Origin of the sequence: Pseudokineococcus sp. 1T1Z-3 (assembly GCF_037482365.1) — a bacterium.
Taxonomy (GTDB): Bacteria; Actinomycetota; Actinomycetes; order Actinomycetales; family Quadrisphaeraceae; genus Pseudokineococcus.
The window spans coordinates 181,496-195,778 of record NZ_JBBHZF010000001.1 but is presented as its reverse complement, the minus strand read 5'-3'; the positions used below and the strand labels follow the sequence as shown (position 1 = coordinate 195,778).

Genomic DNA, 14,283 nt, shown 5'->3' with positions numbered 1-14,283 from the left:
CGCGGCGCCTCAGCCGTAGTGGCGGGCCGTCGAGCGGCGCTGGCTGTCCTCCAGGGCGAGGAAGCGGGCCTCGGCCGGGGGCGGCAGGACGCGGCGCTCACGGACGACCCACGGCAGTCCGGCCAGGGCGCGCGCGACGCCGACCACGCTCGTGCGGTCCCGGGGCAGGCTCGCGAGCACGTCACGGGTGCGGCGCAGCGCCGCCGGCAGCGGCCGGCGCAGCCAGATGAACCACAGGGTGTTGCGGACGCCGTCCCGACGGCGACGCCGCCACTCCCGCCGGCGGGACGGCTCGTGGTGGACGACGGCGTCGGCGGCGTAGCAGAGCTCCCACCCGGCGGCGGCGAGGTCGGCCCCCATGATCTCCTCCTCACCGCCCAGCCAGAGGCGGCGCGAGAAGCCGCCGGCCTCGCCGAAGGCGCTGCGGCGCACGGCGGAGGCGCCGGCGAGGAAGGAGCCGAGCGCCGGGCCGGGCAGCCAGGGCGGCCCGGGCACGGGGGAGTCCCGCAGCTCGGCGACGATGGCGTCCTCGCGCGCCCCCGGCTCCACGAGGATGCGCGCGTTGACGCAGGCCAGCGCCGGGTGCTCGGCGAAGAGGTCGGCCACCCGGGCCAGCGAGCCCGGCTCCCACCACGTGTCGTCGTCGCAGAAGGCGATGACCTCCGGCGGCGGGTCGAGCGTCCGCTCCAGCGCCGCGACGCCGACGCCGCGCCCGGGAGCACCGAGGTTGTCGGGGCTCGCCACGAGCAGCGCCCACGGGTGCTGCTCCGCGACGGCTGCCGCCGTGCCGTCGTCGGAGCCGTTGTCGACGACGGCGACCGCGGGCTGCTCCGGCAGGTCCCGCAGCCGCTCGAGGGCGACCAGGACCTCCTCCCGCCGCCGGTGGGTGATGACGACGACGGCCACGCGCGGGTCCCCCGACGCGCGCGGCCCCGGGTGGTGCGGCCCGGGCTGGGGCGAGGCGGCGTCGGGCACGGGCAGCGACCCTAGCCACGCCGTCCTCGCGCCGTCCTCGCACGGTCTCCTCGCAGCCTCCTGCCACACCCGGCACAGGACCTCTCGCCAGCCTCGGGGAGCTTGCAGGCGCCCCCGGCCCGCAGGCATCCTTGACGGCTGGCCGGGCGCCGCTGGTGTCGCCGCTCCGCTCGCCACCTCTCGGAGGTCCCCCTCGTGCTCGACCTGCTGCTCCCGTCGTCCTCGCAGAGCGCCGCCACGGCGGCGCTGCCGGAGGACGTCAGCTACGCCTCGGCGTCGACCGTGCTGCTCTACCTGGGCGTCGCCGTCGCCATCGCCTTCGTCGTCGGCCTGGTCGTCACCGCGGTGCTGCGGCGCATCGGCCGGCGCTCGAGCGTCGTCGCCGACGTCGAGGCCCGTGGCCGCCGCCCCTTCCGCGTGGTGCTCGTCCTGGTCGCCGCGCGGGTGGTCCTGGAGGCGGCGACCCTGCAGTCGTGGGCCGGCTCGGTGGCGTACGTCGTCAACCTCGCGATCATCGCGATGGTCGCCTGGCTCGTCTGCGCCGTCGCGTTCGTCCTCGAGGACCTCACGCTCGACAAGTACCGGCTCGACGTGGAGGACAACCGCCGCGCGCGCCGCGTGCGCACGCAGGTCTCCCTGCTGCGCCGCCTGACGGTCGCGGTCGTGGTCGTCCTCGCCGTCGGCGCGATGCTGCTGACCATCCCCGCGGCGCGCGAGTGGGGCGCCACCGTCTTCGCCTCGGCCGGGGTCGTCGGCCTCGTCGCCGGTCTGGCGGCGCAGACGTCGCTCGCCAACCTCTTCGCGGGCCTGCAGATCACCTTCACCGACGCCATCCGCGTCGACGACGTCGTCGTCGTCGAGGGCGAGTGGGGTCGGATCGAGGAGATCACGCTCACCTACGTCGTCGTGCACATCTGGGACGACCGCCGTCTCGTGCTGCCGTCGACGTACTTCACGACGACGCCCATCGAGAACTGGACGCGCAAGGACTCCCAGGTGATGGGCGCGGTCATGCTCGACGTCGACTGGGACGTGCCCCTGGACGGTCTCCGCGAGGAGATGCACCGTTACGTCGAGGGCACGCCCAACTGGGACGGCCGCGTCGTCAACCTCACCGTCGTCGACGCCGTCGGCGGGTCGGTGAGCCTGCGGGCCCTCGTGTCCGCCGTCGACGGCGCCACGCTGTGGGACCTGCGCACGGGCCTGCGCGAGGCGCTCGTCGTGTGGCTGCAGAAGAACGCCCCGGGTGCGCTGCCGCGCACCCGGGTCTCCACGTCGGTCGAGGACGAGACGGGCGCCCCCGGCTCTCCCGGCTCGCAGGCCGTTCGCCGCCGTGACGTGCTGCCCGAGCAGCCTCGCGGCGGCGCCGGGCGGCCGGCGGCCGACGAGGAGCCGGCCCCGCCCCGCCGCTACGACACCGGGCTGTTCACCGGGAGCCTGGAGGCCATCGCCCGGGCCCAGAAGTTCTCCGGCCCCAGCGAGGGCGACATGGAGGAGCGGCGCCGCGCCGACGAGGCGCGCTCGGGGGAGACCGAGAGCGTCGACGGGCGGGACGACGACGGCGGCGACCCGCCGCCGAGCCCCCGGGGCTGGCGGGACGAGCTCGACGGGGCGCGGGCCGGGGACCGCTGAGCCCTCGGCCTCGCTCGACGCCCCTGCCCGAGGTGGGCGCGGGCGGGCGAGGTCGACGTCAGGCCGGGGCGGGCCCGCAGCGGCTCACCCCGGCCGGTGGGTGTGGTCGGCGGTCCAGGCGAGGAGGTCCTCGACCGGCCAGGTGTTGACGACGCGCTCGGCCGGCACGCCGCAGCGGGCGGCGCGGGCGCAGCCGCGCTCCTGCCAGTCGAGCTGGCCGGGGGCGTGGGCGTCGGTGTCGACGCTGAACAGGCACCCGGCCTGCTCGGCCTGGCGGAGCAGCCGCAGGGGCGGGTCGAGGCGCTCCGGCCGGCTGTTGATCTCCACCGCCACGCCGGCCTCCGCGCACGCCGCGAAGACGACGTCGGCGTCGAACTCGCTCTCGGGCCGCGTCCTGCCCCCGTTCCTGCTGCTCCCTCCACCCACCCCTCTGCTGCTCCCTCCACCCACCCTCGGGCGCGGCTGCACGTAGCGGCCCGTGCAGTGCCCGAGGACGTCGGTGCGCGGGTCCTGCACCGCGCGCACCATCCGGCGGGTCATGGCTCCGCGCTCCATCCGCAGGTCGGAGTGCACCGAGGCGACGACGACGTCGAGCTGGTCCAGCAGGTCCGGCTCCTGGTCGAGGGTCCCGTCGGCGAGGACGTCGCACTCGATCCCCGACAGCAGCCGGAACGGCGCCAGCGGCGCGGCGAGCTGCTCCAGCAGCTCCAGCTGGCGCCGCAGCCGCGCCGGGGTGAGCCCGTTCGCCACCCGCAGCCGCGGCGAGTGGTCGGTGAGCGCGGCGTAGGAGTGCCCCAGCTCGACGGCGGTGACCGCCATGTCCTCGACCGGGCTGCCGCCGTCGCTCCAGTCCGAGTGCAGGTGCAGGTCACCCCGCAGGGCGGCCCGCAGCGCGGCACCTCCCGCCGCGCCCTCCTCCGACGGGTCCACCACCGGGGCGGCGCGTGCCTCCAGCTCGACGAGGTACGCCGGCCGGCGCCCGGCGGCGACGTCGTCGACGAGCGCCGCCGTCGTGCGCCCCACACCTGGCAGCCGCTGGAGGTCCTGGCCCGCCACGTGCCGGGCGAGCTCCTCGGGAGAGGTCCCGGCGACCGTCGTCGCGGCCCCGCGGAACGCCTTGACCCGGTGGGTGCTGGCCAGCTCCCGCTCCAGCAGGAAGGCGACGCGCCGCAGCGCCGCGAGGACGTCGGCGTGCAGCTGCGCGGGGCTCCCGGTCTGCCCGGCGGCACCCGTCCCGGCCCCTTCCACGCCGACGACCGTAGGACAGCGTCCCGGACCCGGCACGCGGGACGTCCGGCGGCGTACCGTGCGCCGCGGGGGTCGTCGTCGGGTGCCCCGCCCCACCCGACGACGGGATCGGCAGCGGTGCTCGGCGACTGACGTCGACGGCAGGGATCGACGGCAGAGATCGACGGTGGAGCTCGACGGGGCTCGGCGGTGGCGTGGACCGGCGGACCGCGACGTCACCGACGACCATGCGACAGCGGACCGGGACGAGGGCCCGGGGAGAGGACCACGGACGTGCCGCACGACCCCGGCCCCGCGCCGACCCCCCGGGGGGCGAGCGCCCCGGAGGTGACGGGAGCGCGTCGTCCCTCCCGGGCGAGCGCCCGGGTGGCCGACGGGCCGCTGCCCCCGCCCTCCGGCGGCGAGCCCGGCCCCACGCCCGGTCGCCCGCTCGGCGACGACGACCTCGCCGACGAGATCGAGCTGTACGGCGCGGTGGTCGCCGCAGCCTCGGCCACCGACGGGCAGATGAGCACCGCCGAGATCGACGACGCCCTCGGCGTCCCCCGGGCCCCGGGCGCTGCCGCCGCTGCGGAGGAGACCTGACGTCCGGCCTCGCCGACGGGCACGTCGCAGGCCTCTCCTCGGACCTGCGACGTCCGCGCCGGCGCCCGGGCCGCGTGCCCTAGCCTGTCCGCCGCCCGGGCGGGGCGAGCGGCCGGCGCGAGCGCGCCGGCGCCGGCGTCCTTCGTCCGGGCGTGTGCCTGCGGCGGGGTGGAGGGAGGAGCGGGTGCGGCTGCGTCTCCTGCCCCGCGAGCCGTCCTTCGCGGCGCTCTTCGTCGACGTCGCCGAGCAGGTGCACGCCGGCAGCGTCCTGCTCGGCGAGGTGCTGTCCGCACCCCCGGGGCAGCGCGACGCCCCCCTGGCCGCGCTGCAGGACGTCGAGCGGGCCGCCGACGACCGGGTGCACCTCGTCGTGCGCCGCCTGACGTCGACCTTCGCGCCGCCCTTCGCGCGCCGTGACGTCCACACCCTCGCCCAGGCGCTCGACCGCTGCCTCGACGAGATGCTCGCCGCGGCCACGCTGGCGCGCGAGCACCGGGTCGACGGGTTCCCGCCCGCGGTCGTCGACGTCGTCCACCTGCTCCAGCGGCTCGCGGAGATCACCCGGACGGCCATGGCCTCCGTCGAGGCGGCCGACGGCCTCGCGGAGTACTGGGTCGAGGTCAACCGCCTGCACAACCGAGCGGTCGGGCTGCTGCTGCCCCTGCGGGCCGAGGCGCTCGCCGACGCCGACCTCCGCCGGGCGATCCGGGTGCGCGACGTCCTGGACCACCTCGAGGCCGGCGCCGGCGCCTTCGAGCGGCTGGCGCACCACGTCGAGGTCATCGCGCTCGTGGAGCCGTAGGTGGAGACCTCCACCCCCGGGCTCGTCGTCGTCGTCGTGCTCGCCCTCGCCTTCGCCGTCACCAACGGCGTCCACGGCGCGGCGGGCGTCGTCGCGACCTCCGTCGCCACGCGCGCGCTGCGGCCGCGCCCCGCGGTGCTGCTGGCCGGGGGGTCGGTGCTCGTCGGCGGTGTCGTCGGCGGCGCCTTCGTCTCGATCGGGGTCCCCGACGTGGCGCTCGTCCCCCCGGGCGACGCAGGACTGCAGCTGCTGGCCGCCGCGCTCGCCGGCGCGACGGCCTGGAACGTCCTGACCTGGCGGTGGGGGCTGCCGACGTCCACGACCCAGGCGCTGTTCGGCGCCCTCGCCGGCGCCGCGCTCGTCTCGGCGGCCTCGTCCGTGCGGTGGGACGCCGTCGTCGACGGCGTGCTGCTGCCCGCGCTGGCCGTCGTCGTCGGGGCGGGGCTGCTGTCCGTGGTGCTGCTGCTCGCCATGCTGTGGCTGCTGCGCGGGGCCATGCCGGCGCGCACGCACCGACGTCTGCGGACGGCGCAGGCGCTGGCGGCCGCCGCGACGGCCGTGGGGCACGGGGTCGTCGACGCCCAGCGGACGGCCGCCGTCGTCGTCTCCGGGCTCGTGGCCGCGCAGGGCGGCGCGACGCTCGGGACCGGGGCGGGGGGCGCCGGCGCGGGGGTGGACGGGCCGCCGAAGTGGACGGTCCTCGTCGTCGCCGTGGCGCTGGCCGCCGGCACGACGACGGGCGGGTGGCGCATCTCCCGGACGGTCGGCGAGAGCCTCGTGCCGCTGGACGCCCCCCAGGCCTTCGCGGCGCAGACGTCGGCGGCGCTGGCGCTGCACTCGGCGGCCGTCGTGGCCGGCACGCCCGTGTCGACGTCGCTCGCCATCACCTCGGCCGTCGTCGCGGCCGGCGGGACGCCCGCACCCAGCAGGGTGCGCTGGGGGGTGCTGCGACGCGTCGTCCTGGCCTGGCTGCTGACGCCGCTGGCCGCCGGGGCCCTCGCCGCCGGGACCTACGCCGCCCTCGCCCGTCTGACCTGAGCGCCCGGCCCCGGGTGGGTCAGCCGAAGCGGCCGCTGACGTAGTCCTCGGTCGCCTTCACCGACGGGTTGGAGAAGATCGTGTCGGTCGCGTCCATCTCGACGAGCTTGCCCGGCTTGCCGGTGCCCTCGATGTTGAAGAAGCCCGTGCGGTCGGAGACGCGCGAGGCCTGCTGCATGTTGTGCGTGACGATGACGATCGTGTACTCCTCCTTGAGCTTGCCCATGAGGTCCTCGATCGCGAGCGTCGAGATGGGGTCGAGGGCGGAGCACGGCTCGTCCATGAGGAGCACCTGCGGCTGGACGGCGATGGCGCGGGCGATGCACAGGCGCTGCTGCTGGCCGCCGGAGAGGCCGGCGCCGGGGCGGCCCAGCCGGTCGTTGACCTCCTTCCAGAGGTTGGCGCCGCGCAGCGCCTGCTCGACGACGTCGTCCGCCTCGGACTTCTTCATGCGCTTGTTGTTGAGGCGCATGCCGGCGAGCACGTTGTCGTAGATCGACATCGTCGGGAAGGGGTTGGGGTTCTGGAACACCATCCCGACCGAGCGCCGCACGGCGACCGGGTCCACCCCTGAGCCGTAGAGGTCCTGCCCGTCGAGCACGACCTTGCCCTCCACCCGCGCGCCCGGGATGACCTCGTGCATCCGGTTCAGCGAGCGCAGGAACGTCGACTTGCCGCACCCCGAGGGGCCGATGAGCGCGGTGATGCTCCGCGGCCGGATCTCCATCGTGACCTTCTCGACCGCGAGGAAGGAGCCGTAGTAGATGTCGAGGTCCGAGACGTCAATCTGGCGGCTCATGACGGCTCCTGCTCCGGGGGACGGGGTGTGGCGCTGGTCCCCTCGACCGGCGGAGGGGTCGCGGCGGGTGCGCGTGGGGATGCTCATGCTGCCTCTCAGCGGGTCTTGGGCGCCAGGGCCTTGGCGAGGACGCGGGCGCCGACGTTCAGCGTCATGACGAAGAGGATGAGGAGCAGGGCGGAGGTCCACGCCCGGTCGATGAACGCCTGCGGCGGGATGCCGGGGAAGGCGATCTGGTAGTAGGCGAAGACCGGCAGGGTCGCCATCCGACCCTCGAAGGGGTTGAGGTTGGTGGATGTGGCCAGACCCACCGTGACCAGCAGCGGGGCCGTCTCCCCCATGACGCGCGCCACGGCGATGACGACGCCGCTGGCGATGCCGGAGGCCGCGGTCGGCAGCACGACCTTGACGATGGTGCGCCACTTGGGCACGCCGAGGGCGTAGCTCGACTCCCGGAGCCGGGCGGGCACGATCCGCAGCATCTCCTCGACGGCGCGCACGACGATGGGGATCATCAGCACCGACAGGGCGATCGAGCCCATGATCCCGATCCGCAGGCCAGGCCCGAACAGCAGCGTGAAGAGCGCGAGGGAGAACAGCCCGGCGACGATCGAGGGGATGCCGGTCATGACGTCGACGAGGAAGGTCACGACGCGCGACAGCTTGTTGTCCCCGCCGTACTCCACGAGGTAGATCGCCGTCATCGTGCCGATCGGCACCGAGATGATGGTCGCGATGCCGGTGACGATGAGCGTGCCCATGATGGCGTGGTAGGCGCCGCCGCCCTCCCCGATGATGCCGGCCTGGGACTGGGTGAAGAAGGCGTAGTCGAAGCGGGCGAGACCCCGGGAGACGGTCGTCCACACGACCGAGACGAGCGGGAGCATCGCCAGGACGAACGCCACCGTGACCAGGCTGGTGACGAAGCGGTCCGTCGCCGCCCGCTCGCCCTCCACGGCCCGGGAGGCGATGGTGAAGGCCGCGATGGCGACGACCGTCCCGGCGATGACGGCGAGCGCGACGTGCAGGTCCGTCACCGCGAGCAGCGCGGCGGCGACGAGCGCCCCCAGGCCGGTGGCCGCCAGCGGCGCCCACCGGGGGAGGGAGTCGTGCATGGAGTCCGCGAGCGACGCCGGCTGGAACTTCGTCAGCGTGCCGAAGTCGGGCTTCTCCGGGCTGGTGCCCGGCTCCGGCGGCTCGCCCGCGGGCGAGCCCTGCTGGGTGCTCTGGGCCATCAGAGGGAGCCGCCCTTCTGCCGGGTGACGAGCGCGCGGGCGCCGAAGTTGACGACGAAGGTGACGAGGAACAGCAGCAGCCCCGCGGCGATGAGCGTCGACAGCCGCAGGCCCGTGGCCTCGGGGAACTGCAGGGCGATCTCGGCGGCGAGCGTGGCCGGGTTGCCCGAGTTGATGAGGTTGAACGACACCCCGCCCGAGACGGACAGGACGAGCGCGACCGCCATCGTCTCCCCGAGGGCGCGGCCGAGCCCGAGCATCGAGGCGCTGATCACGCCCGAGCGGCCGTAGGGGATGACGGCGTACTTGATCATCTCCCACCGCGTGGCGCCCAGCGCCATGGCCGCCTCCTCGTGCAGGCGGGGCGTCTGGAGGAAGACCTCGCGCGAGAGCGCCGAGATGATCGGCAGGATCATCACGGCCAGGACCAGGGACGCCGTGAGGATGGTGCGGCCGGTCGCCGAGGCGGGCCCTGCGAAGAACGGCAGGAAGCCGAGGTTGTCCTCGAGCCACACGTACATCGGGACGAGGGAGACCGAGAACACCTGCAGACCCCAGAAGCCGTAGACGATGCTCGGCACGGCGGCGAGGAGGTCGACGGCGTACCCGAGCCCCTGCGAGAGGCGCCGGGGGGCGTAGTGGGAGATGAACAGGGCGATCCCGACGGCGATCGGGACGGCGACGACCATCGCGATGACCGCGGTGAGCAGGGTGCCGAAGAGCAGCGGCCACAGGTAGAGGACGAGCCCCTCGCCGCCCTCGATGTCCTCGGCCGGTGCGGTGAGCGCCGGGAAGGCCTCCGCCAGGAGGAAGAGGCCGACCCCGGCGAGGACGACGAGGATGAGGACGGCGCTCGCCGTCGCCGTCCCGGAGAAGACCTTGTCCCCGGGACGACGACGGCGACCCGTCGTGAGGGGGCTGCGGGTCGTGCTCACGCGCTGGTGTCTCCTCAGCTGCCGCGGACGAGCTCGAGCGAGGTCCCGATGTCCTCGCGCAGGGTGTCAGAGATCGGGGCGCTGCCGGCCTGCTCGGCGGCGGCCTGCTGGCCGTCCTCCGACGCGACGTACTCGATGAAGGCGGCGACGGTGTCGGCCTCGGTCTGGTCCTCGTAGCCCTTGCACGCGACCATGTAGCTGATGAGGACGATCGGGTAGGTGCCCGAGGCGGTGGTGTCCCGCGCGAGCTCGATGGCGAGGTCGCCCTCGGGGCGGCCCTCGACCCGCTCGGAGTTGTCGAGGATGGCGGCGGCGGCCTCGGGCGTGGGGCCGACGAACTCCCCGCCGACGCCGACCTGGGCGACCGACAGGTCGCCGACCTGGCTCGCGTCGGCGTAGCCGATGGTGCCCTCGCCGTTGGTGATGGCCTGGACGACGCCCGAGGTGCCCTGCGCGGCCTCGCCGCCGGCGATGGGCCACGTCTCGACGACGCCGTAGGTCCACGCGTCGGGGGCGACGGCGTCGAGGTACTCGGTGAAGTTCTCCGTCGTGCCCGAGTCGTCGGAGCGGTTGACGGGCGTGATGGTCGTCGACGGCAGCTCGACGCCCTCGTTGGTCTCGGCGATGGCCGGGTCGTCCCAGGTGGTGATCTCCTGCGCCATGATCCCGGCGAGGGCCGCGGGGCTCAGCTGCAGGTCCTCGACGCCGGGCAGGTTGTAGGCGATGGCGATGGGGGAGACGTAGACGGGGAGGTCGACGGCCCCGTCGACGCAGCGCGACTCGGCTTGCGTCAGCTCCTCGTCGGTGAGGTAGGCGTCCGACCCGGCGAAGGAGACGCCGCCGGACAGGAACTGGGTGCGGCCCGAGCCCGACCCGACCGGGTCGTAGTTGACCGTCGTGCCGCTCTCGGTCTGGAAGTTGACCGCCCAGGCCTGCATGGCCGCCTGCATGGAGCTGGCGCCGGCCCCGACGAGCGTGTCGGCGAGGTCGCCGTCGGCGGTGCCGGTGCCGGTGCCGGTGTCCGTGCCCGTGCTGCCGTCGGTCTCGTTCGTGGCGCCGCAGGAGGCGAGGACCAGGGCCAGGGCCGCGGCGGAGGTCGTCGCCAGGGCGGCGCGGGCCGCGCGCGAGGTGGTGCTGCGCATCAGTGGGGTTGCCTCTCGTCGTAGGGCGGCCGGGAGCGGCCGTCGGGCGGCGCCGTCCTGCGCGCCGTCGGGGGCGACGGTAGGGAGCCGAGGTGTCCCGCCCGGCGGGCCAGGGTGAACGAGAGATGAACGGGTCGCGTCGGCTCGCGCCGGTGGCTCACCCAGCGGCGAGCACGCCGCCGCGACGAAGACCGAGAGTCAGGAGATCGGCACTCTCGGTGACGACGTCAGGGCTGGTCGCCCTCACGGCAGGACGCTGTGCCGCTCGACCGCGACGACGCGGCCGGTCCGGTGGGACACGTGCGCGACGAGCGCCTCGCCCGGGGCCAGGAAGGGGTCGTGGGCGGGGATGTCCGCGCCGACGCCGCCGCCGCCCGCGGTCCGGCCGGCGAGGGCGCCCAGCACGGTGCCCAGGACGGGCCGGTGGGTGCACAGGACGACCGGGCGGGCCTTGTCGACGAGGTGGCCGACGTAGCGGGCGACCTTGTCGGGGTCCTTGCGGTGCGCGGACTCGGTGAGCCGCCCCTTCGTGACGAGCTTGGTCCCCGTGGCGTCCGCGAATGGCCGGACCGTCTGCAGGCACCGCCGCCACGGGCTGGAGACCACGCGACGGGGTGCCCAGGCCGCCAGCAACGGCGAGAGCTGGGCGGCCTCGCGGCGCCCGGCGGCCACGAGGGGCCGGTCGGCCTCGTCATGCGCCCACACCGTCGTCGGCCGGGCGTGCCCGTGCCGGACGACGACGAAGGCCCACGTGTCCAGGGCCGCGTCGGCGTGCATCGCGGCCAGCGCCCGCAGCTGGACCTGGTCCCCCCGCCGGGTCAGCCGCCGCTGCGCCTCCTCGACGTCGAACCAGGCGGTGCGGTCGACCTCGCGCGGGCGCGGAGGCCGGGGCAGCGTGTCGACGGGCGAGGGCGAGGCCCAATACGCCACGGTCTTGACCACCTTGTCGGCGGCGGTGGTGCCCAGCACGTAGCGCGCGGACGGCAGCGGCGGGCCGAGGGTGACCTGCAGCCCGGTCTCCTCGGCGACCTCGCGCCGCGCCGCGACGACGGTGTGCTCGCCCGGGTCGAGCTTGCCCTTCGGGTAGGACCAGTCGCCGTAGCGCGGCCGGTGCACGAGCAGCACCTGCAGCTCACCGCCCCGGACCCGCCAGCACAGCGCACCGGCCGCCCGGACCGGGTCGGCGCCGCGCGGGCCGCGGTCGGCCCCCGGCCCGCCGGGGACCTCCCGCTCGCCGTGCCGCTCACCGCCCGGGGCGTCGTCGTCGGCGCTCGCGCCCGGCCTGCCGTCGTCGGCAGGCGTGCCCGTGCCCAGCAGGAGCGCGGAGGTGCCGAGGAGCGGCTCGGGTCGTGGTGCGTCGTCGGCCACGGGGGCAGCGTGCCAGCCCGGCGCCCGCGGGGCGGGCCGGCGTCCGGGCGGCGGGCGCGGCACGGCGCGCGCCGAGCCAGGGCGGGGGGAGGGCCCGTCGACCTCGCTCTCGCGCGAGGGGGGTCGCGGACGGGGCCCGCTGCCGCTCAGGTCAGCGCGGCGGAGCTGTGCCGCCGCTCCAGCAGGTGCTGCTGGGCGTCCAGCAGCGGCCGGCCTTCGGCGTCGCGTGCGTGCCGGGTCCATGCGCCGTCGGGGCCCAGGTGCCAGGACGACGTCGCGTCGTCGGCCTGGAGGTCGATGTACTCCAGCAGCTCGGCCACCTCGGCGCCGTCGTCGACCTTGACCAGGGCCTCGACCCGCCGGTCGAGGTTGCGGTGCATCATGTCGGCGCTGCCGATCCACACCTCGGGGTTGCCGCCCGCGGCGAAGGCGAAGATGCGGCTGTGCTCGAGGTAGCGCCCCAGGAGCGAGCGCACCTGGATGGTCTCCGACAGGCCGGGGATGCCCGGGCGCAGCGCGCAGATGCCGCGCACGACCACCGTGACCGGCACGCCCGCGCGGGACGCGCGGTACAGCGCGTCGATGATGGTCTCGTCGACCATCGAGTTGACCTTGATGGCGACGCTGGCGGGGCGGCCCGCGCGGTGGTGCTCGACCTCGCGCTCGACCCGCTCGACGAGGCCGGCCCGCAGGGACCGCGGCGCCACGAGGAGGCGGGAGAAGGTCGTCCGCGGGGCGTAGCCGGAGAGCTGGTTGAACAGCTTGGTGACGTCCTCGCCGACCGTCTCGTCCGCCGTCAGCAGCCCCATGTCCTCGTAGAGGCGGGCCGTCTTGGGGTTGTAGTTGCCCGTGCCGATGTGCACGTAGCGGCGCAGGCCCTCGCGCTCCTGGCGCACCACCAGGCACAGCTTGGCGTGCGTCTTGAGCCCGACGATGCCGTAGACGACGTGGACGCCCGACTCCTCCAGCTTGCGTGCCCAGGAGATGTTGGCCTGCTCGTCGAAGCGCGCCTTGATCTCCACGAGGGCGACGACCTGCTTCCCGGCGTCGGCGGCGTCGATGAGCGCGTCGACGATGGGGGAGTCCCCGCTCGTGCGGTACAGCGTCTGCTTGATCGCGAGCACGTCCGGGTCGCCCGCCGCCTGCTGGACGAACTCCTGGACGCTCGTGGAGAAGGCGTCGTAGGGATGGTGCAGCAGGATGTCGTGCTTGCGGATGGCGGTGAAGAAGTCCCCGGGGGTGGCGGTCTCGCGCCCGTCCGTGAGCAGGTGGTGGGTGCGGGAGACGGCCTTCGGGTAGTGCAGCTCGGGCCGGTCGAGGTCGGCGACGGCGTTGAGGCACCGCAGGTCCAGCGGCGCGGGCAGCTCGTAGACCTCGCTGCCGCGCACGCCCAGCTCGCGCACGAGGAGCTCGCGGACGTGGGCGTCGGTGTCCTTCGCCACCTCCAGGCGGACCGGCGGGCCGAAGCGCCGCCGCAGCAGCTCCTTCTCCAGCGCCTGGAGGATGTTCTCCGCGTCGTCCTCCTCGACCTCCAGGTCCTCGTTGCGCGTCACGCGGAAGGCCGACGTCGCGACCACGCGCATGCCGGGGAAGAGCTGGTCGAGGTGGGTGGCGATGAGCGTCTCGAGCGGCAGGAAGCGCACCGAGCCCGGAGCGACGTCGACGGCGTCCTCGTCGTCGACCTGCACCAGGCGCGGCAGCAGCGGGGGGACCTTGACCCGGGCGAAGTGCTCCGTGCCGGTCGCGGGGTTGCGGGCGACGACGGCCAGGTTGAGCGAGAGCCCCGAGATGTAGGGGAAGGGGTGCGCGGGGTCGACGGCCAGCGGGGTCAGGACGGGGAAGACCTGCCGGGAGAAGAAGTCCCCCAGGCGCTCCTGCTCGTCCTCCTCCAGGTCGGCCCAGCCGACGACCCGGATGCCCGCGTCCGCGAGCTGCGGCCCCAGCACCTCGGCGTAGACGGCGGCGTGGCGGGCCATCAGCTCGTGCGCACGCCGGGAGATGGCCGAGAGCACCTCGCGCGGCTGCAGCCCCGAGGCGGCCGTGACGGCGAGGCCGGTGGCGATGCGTCGCTTGAGCCCCGCCACCCGGACCATGAAGAACTCGTCGAGGTTGGAGGCGAAGATGGCGAGGAAGCGGGCCCGCTCCAGCAGCGGCACGGCGTCGTCCTCCGCCAGCTGCAGCACCCGGTCGTTGAAGGCCAGCCAGGACAGCTCTCGGTCCAGGAAGCGGTCGTCGGGCAGCGGGTCGTCGTCGCCGGCCGCGGCACCGGGCACCGGCAGCGGCGTCGGCTCCCCGAGGTGGGCGGCCGTCTCGGTGGCCAGGGCCGCCGTCGGCCCCTCGTCCAGCGTGACGCCGGGGGCGACGGCGACCTCCGGTGTCTCCTCGCCCTCGTGGTCGCCGCCGGGGCTCTCGGCGGGGCGGCCCGGGGAGGGGGTCTCGTGCTCGGGCGCCGGGGCGCCGGAGGTGTCGGTCGGTGCGCTGCCCGGGGCTGTGGACGTCGTCACCCCCGTCATGGTGCCACCGT

Annotated in this window: 12 protein-coding genes; 4 read left to right on the top strand and 8 right to left on the bottom strand. The window is 75.1% G+C overall.

The window, feature by feature from the left end:
• Window positions 1-9: 9 nt before the first annotated feature.
• Window positions 10-975, bottom strand: a complete 966-nt coding sequence (locus WDV86_RS00835; RefSeq protein ID WP_339565694.1) for a glycosyltransferase family 2 protein — start codon at window positions 973-975, stop codon at window positions 10-12.
• A gap of 195 nt (window positions 976-1,170) precedes the next feature.
• Between WDV86_RS00835 and WDV86_RS00830 the strand changes: the two genes are divergently transcribed.
• Entirely contained in the window at window positions 1,171-2,607 is a 1,437-nt protein-coding gene (locus tag WDV86_RS00830; RefSeq protein ID WP_339565693.1) for a mechanosensitive ion channel family protein, read from the top strand.
• An 84-nt stretch (window positions 2,608-2,691) separates the two neighbouring features.
• On the opposite strand, the gene WDV86_RS00825 is transcribed toward WDV86_RS00830, so the two are convergent.
• Entirely contained in the window at window positions 2,692-3,855 is a 1,164-nt protein-coding gene (locus WDV86_RS00825) for a PHP domain-containing protein (RefSeq protein WP_339565692.1), read from the bottom strand.
• Window positions 3,856-4,128: 273 nt separating this feature from the next.
• Between WDV86_RS00825 and WDV86_RS00820 the strand changes: the two genes are divergently transcribed.
• The 3 genes from WDV86_RS00820 (at window position 4,129) to WDV86_RS00810 (ending at window position 6,280) form a co-directional block, all read left to right on the top strand.
• Window positions 4,129-4,440: a hypothetical protein gene (locus WDV86_RS00820; protein WP_339565691.1), complete on the top strand. Its 312-nt coding sequence runs from the start codon at window positions 4,129-4,131 to the stop codon at window positions 4,438-4,440.
• A gap of 184 nt (window positions 4,441-4,624) precedes the next feature.
• Window positions 4,625-5,242 carry a DUF47 domain-containing protein gene (locus tag WDV86_RS00815; RefSeq protein ID WP_339565690.1) on the top strand — a complete coding sequence of 206 codons (618 nt, stop codon included), beginning with the start codon at window positions 4,625-4,627 and terminating at the stop codon, window positions 5,240-5,242.
• Complete coding sequence (locus WDV86_RS00810) at window positions 5,243-6,280, top strand: inorganic phosphate transporter (RefSeq protein WP_339565689.1); 1,038 nt, start codon at window positions 5,243-5,245, stop codon at window positions 6,278-6,280.
• A gap of 19 nt (window positions 6,281-6,299) precedes the next feature.
• Here WDV86_RS00810 and pstB read toward each other — a convergent pair whose 3' ends face one another.
• The 6 genes from pstB to WDV86_RS00780 form a co-directional block, all read right to left on the bottom strand.
• Window positions 6,300-7,079 (bottom strand): phosphate ABC transporter ATP-binding protein PstB, encoded by a 780-nt coding sequence (gene pstB / locus WDV86_RS00805; RefSeq protein ID WP_339565688.1) that lies wholly within the window; start codon window positions 7,077-7,079, stop codon window positions 6,300-6,302.
• 95 nt (window positions 7,080-7,174) lie between these two features.
• Window positions 7,175-8,314, bottom strand: coding sequence for a phosphate ABC transporter permease PstA (pstA, locus tag WDV86_RS00800; RefSeq protein WP_339565687.1), 1,140 nt, complete (start codon window positions 8,312-8,314; stop codon window positions 7,175-7,177).
• Window positions 8,314-9,249: a phosphate ABC transporter permease subunit PstC gene (pstC, locus tag WDV86_RS00795; protein WP_339565686.1), complete on the bottom strand. Its 936-nt coding sequence runs from the start codon at window positions 9,247-9,249 to the stop codon at window positions 8,314-8,316. The genes pstA and pstC overlap by 1 nt, the downstream gene beginning before the upstream one ends.
• 14 nt (window positions 9,250-9,263) lie before the next feature.
• Window positions 9,264-10,391, bottom strand: coding sequence for a phosphate ABC transporter substrate-binding protein PstS (pstS, locus tag WDV86_RS00790; protein WP_339565685.1), 1,128 nt, complete (start codon window positions 10,389-10,391; stop codon window positions 9,264-9,266).
• Between the two features lie 243 nt (window positions 10,392-10,634).
• Window positions 10,635-11,759 (bottom strand): NUDIX hydrolase, encoded by a 1,125-nt coding sequence (locus WDV86_RS00785; protein WP_339565684.1) that lies wholly within the window; start codon window positions 11,757-11,759, stop codon window positions 10,635-10,637.
• Between the two features lie 146 nt (window positions 11,760-11,905).
• On the bottom strand, window positions 11,906-14,272 hold the full coding sequence (locus tag WDV86_RS00780; protein ID WP_445262877.1) for an RNA degradosome polyphosphate kinase: 2,367 nt from the start codon (window positions 14,270-14,272) through the stop codon (window positions 11,906-11,908).
• Window positions 14,273-14,283: the final 11 nt, after the last annotated feature.

Excerpts from the sequence above, each read along its gene's own strand:
- pstA (WP_339565687.1), bottom strand. The coding sequence starts at position 8,314 with ATGGCCCAGAGCACCCAGCAGGGCTCGCCCGCGGGCGAGCCGCCGGAG.
- pstB (WP_339565688.1), bottom strand. The coding sequence starts at position 7,079 with ATGAGCCGCCAGATTGACGTCTCGGACCTCGACATCTACTACGGCTCC.
- WDV86_RS00780 (WP_445262877.1), bottom strand. The coding sequence starts at position 14,272 with ATGACGGGGGTGACGACGTCCACAGCCCCGGGCAGCGCACCGACCGAC.
- pstS (WP_339565685.1), bottom strand. The coding sequence starts at position 10,391 with ATGCGCAGCACCACCTCGCGCGCGGCCCGCGCCGCCCTGGCGACGACC.